Below are 16,987 nucleotides of genomic sequence, written 5' to 3' on the forward strand. Positions count from 1 at the left end.
CCTGTTGGGGGATCTCATGACCGACGACCTGCTCGCCCGGCACCGGGCCGTGCTGCCTTCCTGGGTCGCGCCCTACTACGGCGCCGACGCGATCGAGCTGGTGTCCGGCTCCGGGCGGCACGTCACCGACGCGTCCGGGCGCACCTATCTCGACTTCTTCGGCGGCGTGCTGACCAACATGCTCGGCTACGACGTCGCCGAGATCCGCGAGGCGGTCGAGAAGCAACTCGCCACCGGCATCGTGCACAGCTCCACGTTGTACCTGATCCGGCAGCAGGTCGAGCTGGCCGAGAAGATCGCCCGGGTCTCCGGCATCCCCGACGCGCGGGTCTTCTTCACCAACTCCGGCACCGAGGCCAACGAGGCGGCGCTGCTGTTCGCCACCAACGCCCGCCGCTCCAACCAGGTCCTGGCGATCCGCAACAGTTATCACGGCCGCTCGTTCGGCGCGATGGCGGTGACCGGGCACCGCAGCTGGTCGGTGAGCGGCCTCAGCCCGCTGACGGTGAGCTGGCTCAGCTCCGGCGACCGGCTGCGCGGCCGGATGACCGGGCTGTCCGACGCCGACTTCGTGGACGCGGCGGTCGAGGACCTGCGCGAGGTCATCGCGACGACGACGGCCGGGGACATCGCGGCCCTGATCGCCGAGCCGATCCAGGGCGTCGGCGGTTTCGTGCACGGCCCGGACGGGCTGCTCGGCGCGCTGAAGAAGGAACTCGACAACCACGGCATCCTGCTCATCGCCGACGAGGTGCAGACCGGCTGGGGCCGCACCGGCGACCACTTCTGGGGTTATCAGGCCCACGACGTGCAGCCGGACCTGATCACGTTCGCCAAGGGCATCGGCAACGGCTTCGCCCTGGCCGGCGTGGTCGGCCGGGCGGACCTGCTCGACGCCGTGCCCGGCACCAGCTTCTCCACGTTCGGCGGCAACCCGATCTCGACGGCCGCCGGCAGCGCGGTGCTGGACTACGTGCTCGACCACGACCTGCAGGCCAACGCCGCCCGGACCGGGACGATCCTGCTCGACGGCCTGCGCGCGGTGGCGGCCGGTTCGGCCATCGTCGCCGAGGTCCGCGGCCGGGGCCTGATGATCGGCCTGGAGATCTGCCGCCCCGGCACCACCGAACCGGACACCGCGGCGACCATGCGGATCTTCGACGAGTGCCGCAGGGGCGGCCTGCTGGTCGGCAAGGGCGGCCTGTACGGCAACGTGCTGCGGATGGGCCCGCCGCTCACCCTCACCGAGGACGAGGCCCGCGCCGGACTGGCCATTCTCACCGAGGCGATCCGTACGGCCGAGGGCTCCTGACGTAACCTTCCGGTGACTTCGCCGCAACGCAAAGTCAAACACGGGGTGAAACATGTGATCGGGTCGCCCGGGGTCTTCTCGTCGTTGACCCCGGGAGCGACTATCTGCATGTGACAGAGACTTCCGTGATTCTCGCGCTCGTGGTCGTGACCGCCCTCGGTTTCGATTTCACGAACGGGTTCCACGACACCGCCAACGCGATGGCCACGTCCATCGCCACCAAGGCGCTCAAGCCGAAGGTCGCCGTCGCCCTTTCCGGCCTCCTCAACCTCATCGGGGCATTTCTCTCCGTCGAAGTTGCCCTCACCGTCAGCAATGCCGTCGTGAAGATCCAGAATTCCGACGGTACGCCGAAACCCGAGCTGCTCAGTGACGGTGGATCCGCACTGCTGCTCATCGTGCTGGCCGGCCTCGTCGGCGGCATCGTCTGGAACCTGCTGACCTGGCTGCTCGGCCTGCCGTCCAGCTCCTCGCACGCGCTGTTCGGCGGGCTCATCGGCGCCAGCATCGCCGGCCTCGGCTGGGCCGGGGTCAACTGGAACGGCGACGGCAGCAAGCTCGACGGCGTCATCGGCAAGGTGCTGCTGCCCGCGCTCATGTCCCCGGTCATCGCCGGCGTCATCGCGGCGGCCGGCACCTGGCTGATCTACCGGATCACCGCCGGGGTCGCCGCCCGGTTCACCGACAACGGCTTCCGGTGGGGGCAGATCGGCAGCGCCTCGCTGGTCTCGCTCGCCCACGGCACCAACGACGCGCAGAAGACGATGGGCGTGATCACCCTCGCGCTGATCGCGGCGGGGGACTGGGACGACACCAAGAGCATCCCGTTCTGGGTCAAGGCGTCCTGTGCGCTCGCCATCGCGCTCGGGACCTACCTCGGCGGGTGGCGGATCATCCGTACGCTGGGCAAGGGTCTCGTGGAGATCGCCCCGCCGCAGGGCCTGGCCGCCGAATCGGCCTCGGCCGCCGTCATCCTCGCGTCCAGCCACCTCGGGTTCGCGCTGTCCACGACGCACGTCGCGACCGGCTCGATCCTCGGGTCCGGGGTCGGCAAGCCCGGCGCCCAGGTCCGCTGGCGGGTCGCCGGCCGGATGATCGCGGCCTGGCTGATCACACTGCCCGCCGCCGCGGTCGTCGGCGCGCTCATGTGGTGGATCGGGCACCTGCTCGGCGACGGGCTCGCCGGTTCCCTCGCGGTCTTCGTGATCCTGCTGGCGGCCGCCGGCTTCATGTTCCTGCGGTCGCGGCGCACGCCGGTCGACCACACCAACGTCAACGACGAGTGGGACGGCGCCCGTGCCGACGAGCGCGTCCCGGCCGGCACGGCGAGCTGAGAGGCGTACGAGAATGCACAACCTGGGATTCGCCCTCGAAGGCGCCTGGAAGGTCCTGGCCGCCGGCCTCATCCTCGGAGCCGGGCTGCCGGCCCTGTTCGCGCTCGGTATCCGCACCCTCGCCTGGGGTGACGGTGGTAGTGCCGAGGTTTCCGCCGGGCAGGCCCCGCACGCACTCGGCAAGGTGCTCGGCTGGGCGCTGTTCGCGATCGTGTTGCTCGGCGTCGTCCTGGGTATCACGTTCATCGTGGCCAGCGGCTTCGGCAAGGCGCTGAGCTTCGAGCACGTGTTCCCGACGATCGTGGACAAGTGAGGCCATGTCCGAACTCCGCTCCAACTTCATGACCCGCGCGGTCGGATGGCTGCGCGCCGGCTACCCGGCCGGCGTGCCCCGCCAGGACTACGTCGCCCTGCTCGGCCTGCTGCGGCGCAAGCTCACCGAGGACGAGGTACGCGGCATCGCGGTCGACCTCGCGGCGCAGTCCATCGACGGCAGCGACCCGATCACGACCGAGGACATCGAGGCGATGGTGAGTTCCTCGATGCTGCAGGAGGCGAGCCCGGAGGACGTCGTCCGGGTCTCCGCCCACCTCGCCGCCGGCGGCTGGCCGCTCGCCGACCCGCCCGACTGAGACGTCCTCATGCGACAGAGCCCGGCGCCGGAACGTTCCGGCGCCGGGCCATGCTCATCGCCCACCTGAGTGATCCGCACCTGCTCACCGGCCCGCTCGGCGCGGCCCCCGCCGTACGCCCCGGGGCGCCGGCACGGCGTACTGGCGTCGTTTCTTTAAGAGTGCCTTAAGGTCTCACGGTCCCTGATCCGTTGTGGAAGCGCTCCCGTATTGATCGCCGAGGTCCTACGAAGGAAAGGCTTTGGCGAAGATGCACATCTCCCGTAGTTCCGCCCGCCGCTGGCAGATCGCCGGTGTCGGCGCGGTCGCCGTGGCCCTGGTCGGAGTCGGCCTCGGCGTCGCCTCAGCCGCCGAGAATGACGTGCCGACGGTGAACTGCCCCAGCGTGGCCGGGCAACTGGGCACCATCCCCGCCCAGTCCCAGGCGGAGATCGAGCGCAACCTGGCGCTGCTGAACACGCAGATCGCCGAGGCGAACAAGCGCCTGGTCTCCAGTCAGGGTGAGGGCGGCGCGAACTTCATCCAGAACGCGATCCTCGGCCCCCTGAAGGACAAGCGGGCGTCCACGATCGACCGGATGCTGATCTCGATCGGCCGGCACGCCGCCGCTCCGAAGCTCGACACGAACGCGCTCGCCACCTGCTCGCTCAACCAGAACGGTGGTGGCGTCGCAGCTCCCGAGCCCACCGCCGTCGAGCCCCCCGCCGCCGGTGGTGGCGACGCCGGGGAAGAGACCGGCGGTTCCACCGGTGCCCCCACCGTGAACTGCCCGGCCGTCGCCGGTGCGCTCGGCACGGTCCCGGCGCAGGCCCAGGCCGAGATCGAGCGCAACCTGGCGCTGCTCAACACGCAGATCGCCGAGGCCAACAAGCGCCTCGTCACCAGCCAGGGTGAGGGCGGCGCGAACTTCATCCAGAACGCGATCCTCGGCCCGCTGAAGGACAAGCGCGTCGCGACGATCAACCGCATGGCGACGGCGATCGGCCGTAACGCCGCCAAGCCGGTGCTCGACGTGAACACGCTGGCCACCTGCTCGCTGAACGAGAACGGCGCGGCGGCCCCGGCCCCCGAGGCCACCGTGGTCCCGACCGCGAACCCCGGCGCCGGCAACAACGCCGGTGGTGGCAACAACGCCGGTGGCGGTGCCGCCCCGACCGTGAACTGCCCGGCCGTCGCCGGTCTGCCGTCGATCCCGGCGCAGGCGCAGGCCGAGGTCATCCGCAACCTGGAGCTGCTCGACACCCAGATCGCGGAGGCCAACGCCCGGCTCATCTCCACCCAGGGTCAGGGTGGCCCGAACTTCATCCAGAACGCCATCCTCGGCCCGCTGGCGGACAAGCGCGTCGCGACGCTGAACCGCATCGAGACCGCCATCGGCCGCAACGCGGCCAAGCCGGAGGGCCTCGAGAAGTTCGCGCCCTGCTCGCTGAACGAGTAACACCCGGTTCCCCCGATTCGCCCCCGGTGCCCGTTTCTGGACACCGGGGGCGAATCATGTCCGGCCGCTGCCAGGCCATGACCGGTGGTGGGTACGCTCGCCGCATGAAACATCGTGCCGCCGTGACCGTCGCCGGTGGCGTGCTCACCGCCCTGCTGGCCGGGGGAGCCCTGACCCTCCCCCTGCCCTACGTCATCCTGGAACCCGGCCCGACCGTCGACACGCTCGGCCGCTCCGACGGCAAGGAAGTGGTCACCGTGACCGGCGCCGACGTCTCCACCTCGGCCGGGCAACTACGGATGACAACCATTCAGGTACGGTCCGACATCTCGCTCGCCGACGCAACGCGAAGCTGGTTCGACGACGAACGCGCGCTCGTACCCCGGCAGTCGATCTATCCGCCCGGTCTGAGCAACAAGCAGGTCGAGCAGGAGAACGCCACGGCCTTCGCCACGTCCCAGACCAGCGCCGAGGTCGTCGCCCGGCGCGAGATCGGCCGGCCCTTCGAGGTGTCCTTCGACCTCGACGAGATCGGCGGACCCAGCGCCGGCCTGATGTTCACCCTGGCCATCATCGACAAACTCACCCCCGCCGACCTGACCGGCGGCCACATCATCGCCGGCACCGGTACGGTCGACGACGACGGCAACGTCGGCCGGATCGGCGGCATCCCCCAGAAACTCGTCGGAGCCAAGGCGGACGGAGCCGAGATCTTCCTGGTCCCGGCCGGCAACTGCGCCGAAGCCCTCGACAACGAGGTCCCCGGCCTCCCGATGGCCGAGATCGCCACGGTCGACGACGCCCTGACCGCCCTGACGGCGATCGCGGCGGGCGGCACCCCGATGCCCTGTACCGCCTGACACCCGGCGGCAAGCTAAGACGTGGGCGTGGACTGCGGGCGACGCCCGGCCCTGCCGTCAGGTCGGCCGAGGCCCCCTCTTTGCGCGACGTGCCGTTTTGGCGCCGGGTCCGTGGAGCCTTTGTGGTGGTGGGGTCCGGTCCGCTACCGGCCGGACATGGCCGCTTCGATGGCCGCGGTGTTCTGGTACTCGCGCCAGCGGGTGATCCGGCCGTCGTGCACAGTCAGGACGCCGATGAAGGGGGCGCTCGCGGATGTGCCGGTGGTTTTCATCGTGGCGGTCAGTTCGTATTCCACGACGATGGTCTCCGGGTCCGTGGTGTCGTGGATCGCCAGTGTGCGGCAGTCCTCGAAGCGGAACGGCACCGACGCGTGCCCGGCCTCGACGTAAGCGAGAACCGTGTCGCGGCCGGTCTGCGAGGTGGGCCGGCCCGGCCGGGCGAAGGGTGTCTCCAGCACGACGTCCTCGGCGAGCATGGCGGCGTCGAACGTGGGGACGTCGGTGAGCCACCGCCGGCGCATCTGCTCGTAGGCGTCGCGTGGTGTCATGGCAGTGCCTCCGGTTAAAGTGAGTGACGACTCGACTTACGATAGTGAGTCGAGACTCATTTTCCTAGGGGGCGCCCGTGCGGGCGGATGCACAACGCAACCGGGCCTTGATCCTGGACACCGCCGAGCTGGTCTTCGCAGCCGAGGGCGCGGCTGCCTCGACCGAGGAGGTGGCCCGGCGGGCGGGTCTCGCGATCGGGACGGTGTTCCGGCACTTCCCGACCAAGGATGACCTGCTCACAGCGATCATGAAGCGGCTCCTGGCCCGGCTCGTGGAGAGGGCCGGAGGGCTGTCGGGGCCGTACGGTCTGTTCACGTTCTTCGGCACCCTCGTCGCCGAGGCCGCTGAGAAGCGAACCGTGGTCGCCATGGCCGGCGTCGACATCGGCGCTGCCATGGGAGCCCTCGACGACGCGGTGGGGGAGCTGCTGGTCCAGGCCCAGTCGGCGGGCGTGGTCAACCGGGAGGTCCGGCTGCCCGAGGTGATGGCGCTGCTCACCAGCGTCGGCCAGGGCGCCCTGCACGGGGGCTGGGACGCCGACCTCCAGCAACGCACCCTCGCCGTGATCTTCGCGGGCCTGGTGCCGCCGCCCCGCGCGTGACGGGAAGCGGCCCAGGGCAACCGGGCTGGGGTCGGGGTAGGACCGCGCCGGTCGGGGTGGGGCCGCGCCGATGGGGGTGGGGCTGCGCCGATGGGGGTGGGGCTGCGCCGATGGGGGTGGGGCCGCGCCGATGGGGGTGGGGCCGCGCCGATGGGGGTGGGGCCGCGCCGGTCGGGGTGGGGCTGCGCCGATGGGGGTGGGGCTGCGCCGATGGGGGTGGGGCCGCGCCGGTCGGGGTGGGGCTGCGCCGGTCGGGGTGGGGCTGCGCCGGTCGGGGTGGGGCCGGGGGGGGGGGGGGGGGGGGGGGGGGGGGGGGGGGGGGCGGGGGGGGGGGGGGGGGGGGGGGGGGGGGGGGCGCGGGGGGGGGGGGGGGGGGGGCGCGGGGGGGGGGGGGGGGGGGGGGGGGCGGCCCCGGGGGCCCCCCCCCCGCCCGCCGCTGTGGTGGTGCGATGGTCAGCGGGTGACCGCCTCGGCCGGGATGGTGGCCTCGTCCTCGGCGGACTTGGCCTCCTTGGCGCCCTGGACCAGGTCGACCGTGGTGCGCAGGGTGATGTTCTTGAAGAAGAGTGACGCGACCACGCCGATCACCGCTACGAACGCGGCGATCATGAAGATGTGGCCGGTGGCGTCACCGTAGGCGGCCCGGACGATGTGTTGGACCGCGTCCGGCAGGCTGGACAGGTTGAGGGCGCTGATGCTGCCGCCGCCGCTCGAACCGCCCGAGGCTCCCGACGCCGCCAGCTGGCCGGTGATGTCGGCGGTCACGCGGTGGGCGAGGACCGCGCCCAGGACCGAGACGCCGATGGTGCCGCCCAGGGAGCGGAAGAACGCGATCGTCGAGCTGGCCGCGCCGATGTCCTTGAGGGACACCGAGTTCTGCACCGCGAGGACGAGGTTCTGCATCGACATTCCTACGCCGACGCCGACCAGGAGCATGCCGGTCCAGAGGTACCAGAGCGGGGTGAGGTGGTCCATGAAGGCGAGCATGGCGAAGCCCGCGACCAGGATGACCGTACCCGCGAGGATGTAGGGCTTGATCTTGCCGGTCTTGGTGATCATGCGGCCGGAGATGGTCGAGGAGACCAGCAGGCCGCCCATCAGCGGGATGGTGAGCAGGCCGGCTTCGGTGGGGCTGTAGCCGCGGCCGATCTGGAAATACTGGCCGAGGAAGACCGAGCCGCCGAACATGGCCATGCCGACCGCGAGGCTGGCGATGATCGCGAGGGCGGTGTTGCGCTGCTTGACGATCGGCAGCGGGACCACCGGCTCGGCGACCCGGGATTCGACCCAGACGGCGGCGACCAGGAGCAGGATGCCGGGGATGACCATGGCGAAGGTCTGCCAGGAGATCCAGGCGAACGAGCTGTCGACGAACGAGATCCAGATCAGCAGGACGCTCACGCCGATCGCGATCAAGCTGGCGCCGACATAGTCGATCTTGACGTTGTCGCGCTTGAAGACCGGCAGGTGCAGGGTGCGCTGCAGGACGATCAGGGCGACGATCGCGATGGGCGCGCCGGCGAAGAAGCACCAGCGCCAGCCGAGCGGGGAGTCGACGATGACGCCGCCGAGCAGCGGGCCGCCGACCGTGGCGATGGCGAGCACGCCGCCGAGGTAACCGTTGTAGCGGCCGCGCTCGCGGGGCGGGATCATCGCGGCGATGGCCACCTGGACCAGCGCCTGGACACCGCCGAGGCCGATGCCCTGGAACGCGCGGGCGGCGATCAGCTCACCGGCGGTCTGTGCGAAGCCGGCCACGATCGAGCCGGCCACGAAGACGACGATGGAGATCTGGACCAGCAGCTTCTTGCTGTACAGGTCGGAGAGCTTGCCCCAGATCGGGGTGGTCGCCGTGCTGGTCAGCAGCGTCGCGGTGACGACCCAGGTGTACTGGTTCTGGGTGCCGTTGAGCGAGCCGATGATGGTCGGCAGGGCGGTGGAGACGATGGTGGCGCTGGACATCGCGACGAACAGCGCCAGCAGGAGGCCGCTGAGGGCTTCCAGGATCTGGCGGTGGCTCATCGCGGCCTGTTCGGCGCGCGTGGTTGTCGGTGCGCTCATCGCGCGGCCTCCAGCGGTTGATCGGAGTCGGTGGTGGTGCGGGACATGAGGTCGGTGGCGAAACGCCGCATCAGCGCGGTGCAGCGGGCGAGGTCTTCGGGGGTCCATTCCTGGAGGGCTTCGGCGAGGCGGACGTCGATCCAGCCGTAGACCTCGTCGAGGGTTCGCGTGCCGTGCTCGGTCAGCGCGAGGGCGCGCGCCCGGCCGTCGGCCGGGTCGGCCGCGCGGGCGACGAGTCCGGCCTTGACCAGGGCGGCGACCGCCCGGCTGACCGTCGAGGGGTCGAGCGAGCAGCTGACGGCGAGGTCCTTCACGTGGCAGTCGCTGATGCGGGCGATCGACGCGAGCACGATCAGGGTGCCGGGTGGGACCGCCGAGTGCAGGTCGCCCTTGAGGAGCCGGACCGCTTTCTGCGTCTCGCTGATCTGGGAGAGGAGCTCACGACGAGCCGCGGTACCGGCGAGCATGGGGACCTCCTGGGAATGGGTGCCACATACAACTATCGGCCGAGGTTGCCCATTGTGCAAGTTTGCGCATTGGGAACTGAGTCACACCGCCGCTAGGCTTGCCGCATGACGGCGAGCACTGCTGAGCTGGGGCTGCGGGAGCGGAAGAAGGCCGCCACCCGCCAGGCTCTCTATGAGGCCGCGGTCCGGCTGGCCATCGCGCACGGCCCCGAGAAGATCACGGTCGAGGCGGTGGCGGACGAGGCCGGGGTCTCCCGCCGCACGTTCTCCAACTACTTCGCCAACAAGGAAGAAGCCCTGCTGTACGGCGACCGGCGCCGGATGGGCGGCATGATCGAGCTGGTCCGGGCGCGGCCGGTGGACGAGCGCCCGTGGGCGGCACTGAGCGGCGCGGCCCAGCAGTTCTACGAGCATCTCGGCACGCTCGACCCGGAGTGGATCGCCCAGACCCGGCTGCTGCGGACCGCGCCGACACTGGTCTCGCACCAGGTCACCACGTTCGCCGCGCTGGAGCGGGAGCTCGCCGCGGCGGTGGCGGAACGGATCACCGAGGCGGACGAGCTCGGGGTGCGGTCCCGGCTGATGGCCGCGACGTTCCTGGCGGCGATGCGGGTCGCGCTGCACACCTGGCTCGAGCACCCGGACGAGACGGCGCTGCGGGACGTGGCCCGGCGCACGCTGGCCGAGGTCGGCACCGGCTTCGCATAGACAGCGGAACGCGGCGCCGGAAGGGGTGCTTTCCGACGCCGCGTTCCTGGTGGAGGAGACAGGCTCTTACCCCTTGAAGCCGGCGAAGATCTTGCTGAACTCGAACGGCGACTGGGTCACGTTGGTGCACTGGAACAGCGCGCCGGTGCAGGCGTTCCGGTCCCGGTTGACCTCCCAGTAGGAGACCATCCCGAGGTGGTTGCTGTTCGCGAACGCGACCAGGTCCCGGGCGTCGTCCTGGGTGAACGTCCCGTTGTCGTCGTTCTTGCCGAGCATCGGGGTCACGCCGACCATCTTGAACGCGGCCGCGTCACTGCTGCCGTAGATCGACTTGAGCTGGTCCTTGGTGGACTTCACGGCCTGGATGGCGAGGTCACCGTAGTCCTGGGCGGACCGGCCGTAGTCCATGGCCATGATGTTGACCAGGTCGAGGTCGAGGCCGGCGCTCTTGGCGGACCTGACCACGGTGAGGCCGTCGTTGGTGAGGCCCTCGGGCAGCACCGGCAGCGTCAGCGAGACCTTCAGGCCCGGGTTGGCCTTCTGCAGCGCGGCGAGCGCGGTCGACCGGCGGGCGATCGAGGCGGCGTCGGCCGATGCCGCGCCCTCGATGTCGAGGTCGATGAACGTCAGGTTGTACGCGGAGACGACCGCCTGGTACTCGGCCTGCAGCGCCTTCACGTCGGTGCACGCCTGGGCCAGCTCGATGCCGGTCGCGCCGCCGAAGCTGACCTTGACGTCACCGCCGCCGGCCCGCAGCGCGTCGATCTGGTCGGCGAACTGCTTGGCGCGCGGGTCGAAAGCGCCGAACCAGCTGGCTTTGCAGCCGGCACCGGTCACGAACGCCAGCGAGAAGGACTTGACGTTGCCGCCGGCCGCGAGCTGGGAGAGCGTCGTGCTGCCGTTGGAGAGCAGACCCATGTCCACGTACGGAGCGACGAGCACCCCGCTGCTGGTCGCCGGCGGGGGCGGTGTGCTCGTCGCGGGTGCGCTCGTCGGTGCCTTGGTCGGCGGGGTGGTCGGTGCCTTGGTGGTCGGCGACGTGGTCGGCGCGGTGGTCGGGGCCTTCGTCGTGGGCGCCGTCGTGGGTGCGGTGGAGGGCACCGCCCCGGAGCCACAGGACGCGCCGTTGATCAGGCAGGTCGTCGGGGCGCCGCTGCCGGTCGCGATGAAGCCGAACTGGGTGCTGCCGCCGGCCGGGATCGTCGCGTTGTAACCGCGGTCCTTCGCCGTCGAGGTCGCCCCCGAGGTGGAGACGTTCGCCTCCCAGGTGCTGCCGAGCTTCGTGCCGGACGGGAGCCCGAACGCGAGCTGCCAGCCGGTGACCGCCGCCGTACCCGTGTTCGTGATGGTGAATTTTCCCTGGTAGCCCGTACCCCAGTCGGAGTCCTTGGTGAAGGCCGCGGTGAGCTTGCCGGTGCCCTGGGCGGCGGGTTCCGTCGCCGCGACCGCCGCGACGGCGCCTCCTCCGACGGCGAGCGCGGCGGCTCCCGCATAGATGAACAAGCGCAGACGACGACGTGCCATGGGTGGAACTCCGATCAGGGGACGGCTATGAACCGTGTTGATCGTCGGCCCGGACGGCTTAACGCGTTCTGCCAATATCCTTAAGTCTGCTTAAAGTCGGGCACCGGGGATAGCCTGCGAGTCATGAACAAGACCACCGTGGACATCACGACCGAGGACGGCGTCGCCGACGCGTATTTCGTGCAACCGGACGGTGACGGACCGTTCCCCGGCGTACTGCTCTTCCCGGACGCCTTCGGCCTGCGGCCGCGCATCTTCGAGATGGCCGACCGGATCGCCGCCGAGGGGTACGCCGTCCTCGCCCCGAACCTGCTCTACCGTGGCGGCCTCCCCCGGGTGGACATGGGTCAGCTGGCCACCCCCGAGGGCCGCGAGTCGGTCATCGGCGCGATCATGCCGCACGTGATGGCGCTCGACACGCCCAAGATCGTCGCCGACACCAAGGCGTACCTGGACTTCCTCGACCGCGACCCGGTCGTGGTGTTCGGCTACTGCATGGGCGGCACCAACGCGTTCAAGGCCATCGCGGCGTACCCGGAGCGGATCAAGGCCATCGGCAGCTTCCACGGCGGCCGGCTGGTCACCGACGCCCCGGACAGCCCGCACCTGGCCGCCGGGGCCATCACCGGCGAGCTGTACTTCGGGCACGCCGACAAGGACCACTCGATCACCGACGAGCAGATCGCGGTGCTGGAGGAGACGCTCGACAAGGCCGGCGTCACGTACACGTCGGAGATCTACGAAGGCGCCCCGCACGGCTTCACGATGACCGACACGTCGGCCTATCAGGAAGCCGGCGAGGCGCGGCACTGGGAGAACCTGTTCGCGCTGCTGGAGCGTCAGTCCAGCAGGCCGGGGAAGTAACGGCGTAGTGCCACCACGTCGTACGCCTGCCGGATCTCGCTGATCAGGCCGTCGGTGACGGTGAGGAACTCCGCCATCCGCACGGTCCCGAACGGGGCGGCGCAGTCGTAGACGAGCGCCGCCCGGTCGCCGGTGCAGATCGTGGAGACGATCTCGACCGAGTCGGCGAACGCGGCCATCCGGTGCAGGACCTGGACCAGCTCCTCGTCGTCGACGGGCTGGTCCAGGTTCCACTCGATCCCGGCGTCCGGCGCGATCACCCGGAGCACCGCCCCGCGGTCCTGGTGGATCCAGGACTGCGCGTAGAAGGCGGTGACCTCCGCGGTGCCGGACATCAGTTCGCGACCATCGAGTCACCGGTGACGAACGTGTAGCCCTGCGCCTTGATGCCGGTCACCAGCTGCTTGAGGTAGTCGGTGCCCAGGTACGGGTGGTAGAAGAAGCTGGCCACCCCGTCCCGGACGGCGAGGTTGCGGTCCGCTGAGGCGAGCAGGTCGGACGGCAGCCGGGCCGGGTGGTTGTTGAACGGCTCCGGCTCGACGTTGCCGATGTTCTCCGGGATCACGACCGAACCGTAGACGTCGCGGACCGCGTACGGGAAGAACTGCCCGAACTGCCGGGTGTAGTCGAACTTCGCGCCGGTGAGCACACCCGGGAAGTACAGGCCCCGGTCGTAGCGCTTGCCCATCAGCGAGTTGATCGTCTGGTAGTCCACCGCGCTCGCGGCGTAGTGCGGGGGCTCGAACGTGGTCGGCACACCGAGGCCGGCCAGCGCGAACGTCAGGGCGGAGGCGGTGATCCGGCCGCTCGCGTACGACGCGGAGTCGCCGGCAACCGGGCCGTCGTAGATGACGCTGTTGTTCTCGTCGATGTGCGCGGCGTAGAACTCGAAGTCGTTCGCGCTCTCACCGTCGTACGGGTTCGCCGCGGTGCCGAACTGGTGGGTGTAACCGTGCATGATCAGGGTGCCGCCGCGCTGCTGCATGTACTTCAGCGCCGCCACCACCTTCGGCTTCTGCACCAGCGTGTAGTCCTGGGCCTTGCCGTTGTTCTGCACGCCCTTCGGGTCCCGGTACCGGGGGTAGACGGCGACGCTGAACGGCACCTTCTCCGCGTACAGGTAGTCGGCGATCGCCTTGAGCTCGGCCGGGTCGGAGTCCGGGCCGACGTCCTCGATGCGGGCCAGCGCGCGGTGCCGCTCCCGCGAGACCCCGGTGTCACCCAGCGAGTCGAAGAGCAGGTCGGCGAACGCGATGTAACGGTCGTCGTGGGTCACGTACGCGAACGGGATCTCCCCCACGTACGTGAAGTTGCCGGACTGTACGGCCCACGGGAACGACGTGCCGTCAGGTCGTACGGCGGAAGCCAGGGTCTTGAACTTGGTCGTGTCGCTGACCGTGAGGTTCATGATCCCGGCCCCGCCGGTGGTGGCGCGGGTCAGCTTCTTGCCCTTGTAGTCCACCTCGGCCACGTCGGTGCCGTCGAACGTGCCGCTGGTGAAGCCGTGGTTCGCGGCGAACGACGCGTCCCGCGACGACAGCTGCCAGATGTTGTCGTAGATCCAGGTCACCGGCTTCTTGGTGGCGGTGACGTCGTCGAGGAACGCGGCCGGCAGCGGCTCGTCGTAGGTCGAGCCCACGTAGACCACCGCGGTGAACGTGTTCAGGTCGCCGGCCTTGTACGCGGTCACCGGCGCCGCCGTCCAGGAGCCGAAGTGCGAGGCGAGGTTCGCGGTCTGGGTCGCGTAGACCTCACCGAGCCAGCCGTAGTCGCCGGTGGTGTCGTACAGGACCAGGGTCTTCGCGGTGCCGCCGCCGGGTGCCGCCTTGCCGGACTTCGTCGCCGGGGCCGAGGTGGTGGTCGCGGCGTCGGCGTTCATGACGCCGACCCCGAGCGCGGCGGTGGCGGTGAGCGCGACGCCGGCACCGAGGATCGCGCGGCGGGTGAGCTTGGGGGTACGCATCAGATGGACGCTCCGAACGTGACAGCGGCGGGGGATTCGAGTGCGGGCATGGCGGCGGGAGCCTCGGCGAGACCGAGCAGGGCGGCGGTGGCCTGGGCGGTACGGCGGGCCGCGAGGCCGTCACCGTAGGGGTTTCCGCCCGCGGTCATCGCGTCCCGGCGCACCCGGCTGTCGAGCAGCTCGGCGGCTTCCTTGACGATCAGTTCGGGGTTGGAGCCGACGAGCTTCGCGCAGCCGGCGTCCAGCGACTCGACCCGCTCGGTGACCTCGCGCAGCACCAGCGCGGGCACCCCGAACGACGGCGCCTCCTCCTGGATGCCACCGGAGTCGGTGAGCACGAGGTAGGCCTCGGAGAGCAGCCGGGACAGGTCCGGGTACGGCAGCGGGTCGGTGACCGTGACCCGCTCGACGCCACCGAGACGGGCCTCGACCTGGGCGCGGACCGCCGGGTTGGGGTGGCTCGGCAGCACCACGTCGATGTCGGGGTAACGCTCGACGAGCTCGCGGACCGCGGTGAGGATCCGGTCCAGCGGCGCGCCCCACGACTCGCGGCGGTGCGCGGTGACGACGACCAGGCGGTTCGAGGACGAGGCGGCGCGGGCCGCGGCCAGCACCGGGTTCTCGAACGGCAGCTTGCGGCCGGCCACCGCGAGCGTCGCGTCGACCACGGTGTTGCCGGTGATCAGCACGTCGGCGGTGTCGATGTTCTCGTCGAGCAGGTTCATCGCGGCCAGCGGCGTCGGCGCGAGGTGCAGCGACGCGACCTGGGCGACCAGGCGGCGGTTCGCCTCCTCGGGGAACGGCGAGTCGAGGTCACCGGAGCGCAGGCCGGCCTCGAGGTGCACGACCGGGATCCGGCGCCAGAACGCGGCGAGCGCGCCGGCCAGGCTGGTGGTGGTGTCACCCTGCACGATGACGGCGGCCGGGGCCCGCTCGGTCCACAGCTGGTCGAGCTGCCGGACCATCTCGGTGAGCAGCTCGGCCTGGGTGCCGGTGCCCCGTTCGACGGTCAGCGTGACGTCCGGCTCGAGGCCGAACGCGGTGAGGGCCTGGCTGACCATGGTGGGGTGCTGGCCGCTCGCGACCAGGACGGGGGCGAGCAGGCCGGCTTCGCGGAACGCGAGGACGACGGGGGCGAGCTTGACGGCCTCGGGGCGGGTGCCGCCGATCAGGTGCACTTCGGGGAGCGACATGTGTATTCCTTCAGGCGGCGAGAGCGACGTGCAGGGGGAGTGGAACCGGCTCTTCGGGGAGCCGTTCGGTCTTGGCCCAGGACTGCCGGCCGCTCGCCTGGCGGGCGATGGCGCGGTAGGTGGCGACCAGACCGAGGAGCAGGAAGACCGGGTACGCGACGGCGGCGGTGAGGAGCCGGGAGAGCTTCTCGTCGCGCAGCCGGTACCGGTGGACGACGGCCCAGATGAGGCCGGGGAAGAACGTGACCGCGAACCACACCTCGCCGCTGACCAGCAGTCCCGTCCAGGACGGCAGGTAGGGCATCGGGTGGCCGATGGTCAGGCCGGCCGCCCCGGTCAGGACCGCACCGAGCAGGACGACGGTGACCAGCGCGTTCAGCCACGGGGAGATCAGGTAGTGGTACATCTCCAGCAGCGGGGTCACGCCGATCCGCTTGGAGGCGGCGATCTGTCGCAGGTAGCGGGCGCACTGCAGGTTGCCCTGCGCCCAGCGGGTGCGCTGGCGGGTGAGCCGGCGCAGGTCGACCACGGCCTGCTGGGTGACGGTGGCCCGGGAGGTGTATCGGATCCCGACGCCGTCGAGGTGCATGCGCAGGCCGAGTTCGAGGTCCTCGACCAGGCACGCCGACCAGGGCGCGTCGCCGAGGGCCAGCAGCGCCGACAGCCGGGTGAACTGCCCGTTGCCGCCGAGACCGACGGTGTCGATGGTGTCCCGCAGGCTCTGGCAGGCGTTGACGATCGCACCGAACTCGAGGTCCTGCACCGCGCCGAGGATCTTGTTGCGGTTGCGGATCCGCACCTGCACCTGCACCGCGCCGATGGTCGGGTCGCGCAGCATCCGGGAGACCTCGAGCAGGATGTTGTGACTGCCCTGGCCGTCGCCGTCGATGATGCCGATGACGACCCGGTTCGGGTCGACGCCCTCCTCGGCGGTGAGCCCGGCGATGAAGCGGTAGGCGGCGTTGAGCGCCTCGCCCTTGCCCTTGCGGGCGTGCGGCAGGTTGCGGCGCAGGATGTAGAGCCGGGGGTGGTCGATCGCGGCGAGCACCTCGGGGGTGCGGTCGTCGGAGCCGTCGTCCACGACGAGCACCCGGGCGAGCGTGCCGCCGGGTCCGCCGAGGCCGAGCGCCGCGTTGACCGTGTTGCCGACGACGACCTCTTCGTTGAGCGCCGGCACGATGATCCAGAAGTGCTCGGGGGTGGCGTCGCCGTGCGCCAGCGACCGGTCGACGACCGTGCGCCGGTGCGACGCCATGTAACGCACCGCGAAGCTGACCAGGGCCAGCGTCGAGATCGGCCAGGCGAGCAGGATCGCGTAGCCGGCGATCACCAGGAGCCAGCTGTTCGATGCGGTCATGTCTCGCCCTCCCTTCGTCACCGTTCGTGTGTTCAGCGTCGTCACTCTTGCCGTACCGCTGGACGTATTAGGACATTAAGTCGCTACCGAGCGTGATTCAAGGCCGTGAGCCGGAGGTCTCGGG

The 16,987-nt window shown here is 70.5% G+C and carries 17 protein-coding genes; 9 read left to right on the plus strand and 8 right to left on the minus strand.

The annotated features are described in order from the left end of the window. Positions 1-16 precede the first annotated feature (16 nt). The 6 genes from ACIA6A_RS09355 (at position 17) to ACIA6A_RS09380 (ending at position 5,576) form a co-directional block, all read left to right on the plus strand. Positions 17-1,312, plus strand: a complete 1,296-nt coding sequence (locus tag ACIA6A_RS09355) for an aspartate aminotransferase family protein (RefSeq protein ID WP_396097008.1) — start codon at positions 17-19, stop codon at positions 1,310-1,312. A gap of 110 nt (positions 1,313-1,422) precedes the next feature. After that, entirely contained in the window at positions 1,423-2,646 is a 1,224-nt protein-coding gene (locus tag ACIA6A_RS09360; protein WP_396097009.1) for an anion permease, read from the plus strand. A gap of 13 nt (positions 2,647-2,659) precedes the next feature. Next, the gene (locus ACIA6A_RS09365) at positions 2,660-2,959 is read left to right on the plus strand and encodes a hypothetical protein (RefSeq protein ID WP_396097010.1); all 300 of its coding nucleotides are present in this window, start codon (positions 2,660-2,662) and stop codon (positions 2,957-2,959) included. Between the two features lie 4 nt (positions 2,960-2,963). After that, positions 2,964-3,278 carry a DUF3349 domain-containing protein gene (locus ACIA6A_RS09370; protein ID WP_396097011.1) on the plus strand — a complete coding sequence of 105 codons (315 nt, stop codon included), beginning with the start codon at positions 2,964-2,966 and terminating at the stop codon, positions 3,276-3,278. Positions 3,279-3,528: 250 nt separating this feature from the next. Then, positions 3,529-4,716: a hypothetical protein gene (locus ACIA6A_RS09375; RefSeq protein WP_396097618.1), complete on the plus strand. Its 1,188-nt coding sequence runs from the start codon at positions 3,529-3,531 to the stop codon at positions 4,714-4,716. 104 nt (positions 4,717-4,820) lie between these two features. Further along, complete coding sequence (locus tag ACIA6A_RS09380; RefSeq protein ID WP_396097012.1) at positions 4,821-5,576, plus strand: PDZ domain-containing protein; 756 nt, start codon at positions 4,821-4,823, stop codon at positions 5,574-5,576. A 143-nt stretch (positions 5,577-5,719) separates the two neighbouring features. Here the strand turns inward: ACIA6A_RS09380 and ACIA6A_RS09385 are convergent, their stop codons facing one another. Continuing rightward, a complete protein-coding gene (locus ACIA6A_RS09385; protein WP_396097013.1) occupies positions 5,720-6,124 on the minus strand; it encodes a nuclear transport factor 2 family protein in 405 nt (134 codons plus the stop codon). Positions 6,125-6,201: 77 nt separating this feature from the next. Here ACIA6A_RS09385 and ACIA6A_RS09390 point away from each other — a divergent pair, with 77 nt between their 5' ends. Continuing rightward, positions 6,202-6,726 carry a TetR/AcrR family transcriptional regulator gene (locus ACIA6A_RS09390; RefSeq protein ID WP_396097014.1) on the plus strand — a complete coding sequence of 175 codons (525 nt, stop codon included), beginning with the start codon at positions 6,202-6,204 and terminating at the stop codon, positions 6,724-6,726. Positions 6,727-7,179: 453 nt separating this feature from the next. Here ACIA6A_RS09390 and ACIA6A_RS09395 read toward each other — a convergent pair whose 3' ends face one another. Together ACIA6A_RS09395 and ACIA6A_RS09400 are read right to left on the minus strand one after the other, a co-directional pair. Then, on the minus strand, positions 7,180-8,787 hold the full coding sequence (locus ACIA6A_RS09395; RefSeq protein ID WP_396097015.1) for an MDR family MFS transporter: 1,608 nt from the start codon (positions 8,785-8,787) through the stop codon (positions 7,180-7,182). Continuing rightward, positions 8,784-9,254 (minus strand): MarR family winged helix-turn-helix transcriptional regulator, encoded by a 471-nt coding sequence (locus ACIA6A_RS09400; RefSeq protein ID WP_396097016.1) that lies wholly within the window; start codon positions 9,252-9,254, stop codon positions 8,784-8,786. Before ACIA6A_RS09400 ends, ACIA6A_RS09395 begins: the two co-directional genes overlap by 4 nt. A 105-nt stretch (positions 9,255-9,359) precedes the next feature. Between ACIA6A_RS09400 and ACIA6A_RS09405 the strand changes: the two genes are divergently transcribed. Beyond that, on the plus strand, positions 9,360-9,962 hold the full coding sequence (locus ACIA6A_RS09405; protein WP_396097017.1) for a TetR/AcrR family transcriptional regulator: 603 nt from the start codon (positions 9,360-9,362) through the stop codon (positions 9,960-9,962). 66 nt (positions 9,963-10,028) lie between these two features. Here ACIA6A_RS09405 and ACIA6A_RS09410 read toward each other — a convergent pair whose 3' ends face one another. Then, positions 10,029-11,486, minus strand: coding sequence for a cellulose binding domain-containing protein (locus ACIA6A_RS09410; protein ID WP_396097018.1), 1,458 nt, complete (start codon positions 11,484-11,486; stop codon positions 10,029-10,031). Between the two features lie 123 nt (positions 11,487-11,609). On the opposite strand from ACIA6A_RS09410, the gene ACIA6A_RS09415 reads away from it, so the two are divergent. Beyond that, positions 11,610-12,350: a dienelactone hydrolase family protein gene (locus ACIA6A_RS09415; RefSeq protein WP_396097019.1), complete on the plus strand. Its 741-nt coding sequence runs from the start codon at positions 11,610-11,612 to the stop codon at positions 12,348-12,350. On the opposite strand, the gene ACIA6A_RS09420 is transcribed toward ACIA6A_RS09415, so the two are convergent. Genes ACIA6A_RS09420 through ACIA6A_RS09435 form a run of 4 tightly spaced genes read right to left on the minus strand, consistent with a single transcriptional unit; the run spans position 12,326 to position 16,863 of the window. Further along, positions 12,326-12,685: a nuclear transport factor 2 family protein gene (locus tag ACIA6A_RS09420; RefSeq protein ID WP_396097020.1), complete on the minus strand. Its 360-nt coding sequence runs from the start codon at positions 12,683-12,685 to the stop codon at positions 12,326-12,328. The genes ACIA6A_RS09415 and ACIA6A_RS09420 overlap by 25 nt on opposite strands. Then, positions 12,685-14,313 carry a DUF2334 domain-containing protein gene (locus tag ACIA6A_RS09425; protein WP_396097021.1) on the minus strand — a complete coding sequence of 543 codons (1,629 nt, stop codon included), beginning with the start codon at positions 14,311-14,313 and terminating at the stop codon, positions 12,685-12,687. The genes ACIA6A_RS09420 and ACIA6A_RS09425 overlap by 1 nt, the downstream gene beginning before the upstream one ends. Beyond that, positions 14,313-15,506 (minus strand): non-hydrolyzing UDP-N-acetylglucosamine 2-epimerase, encoded by a 1,194-nt coding sequence (wecB, locus tag ACIA6A_RS09430; protein WP_396097022.1) that lies wholly within the window; start codon positions 15,504-15,506, stop codon positions 14,313-14,315. The genes ACIA6A_RS09425 and wecB overlap by 1 nt, the downstream gene beginning before the upstream one ends. A 10-nt stretch (positions 15,507-15,516) precedes the next feature. Next, entirely contained in the window at positions 15,517-16,863 is a 1,347-nt protein-coding gene (locus tag ACIA6A_RS09435) for a glycosyltransferase (protein ID WP_396097023.1), read from the minus strand. Between the last annotated feature and the right edge of the window lie 124 nt (positions 16,864-16,987).

This window comes from Actinoplanes sp. NPDC051494 (genome assembly GCF_044454705.1).
Taxonomy (GTDB): domain Bacteria; phylum Actinomycetota; class Actinomycetes; order Mycobacteriales; family Micromonosporaceae; genus Actinoplanes.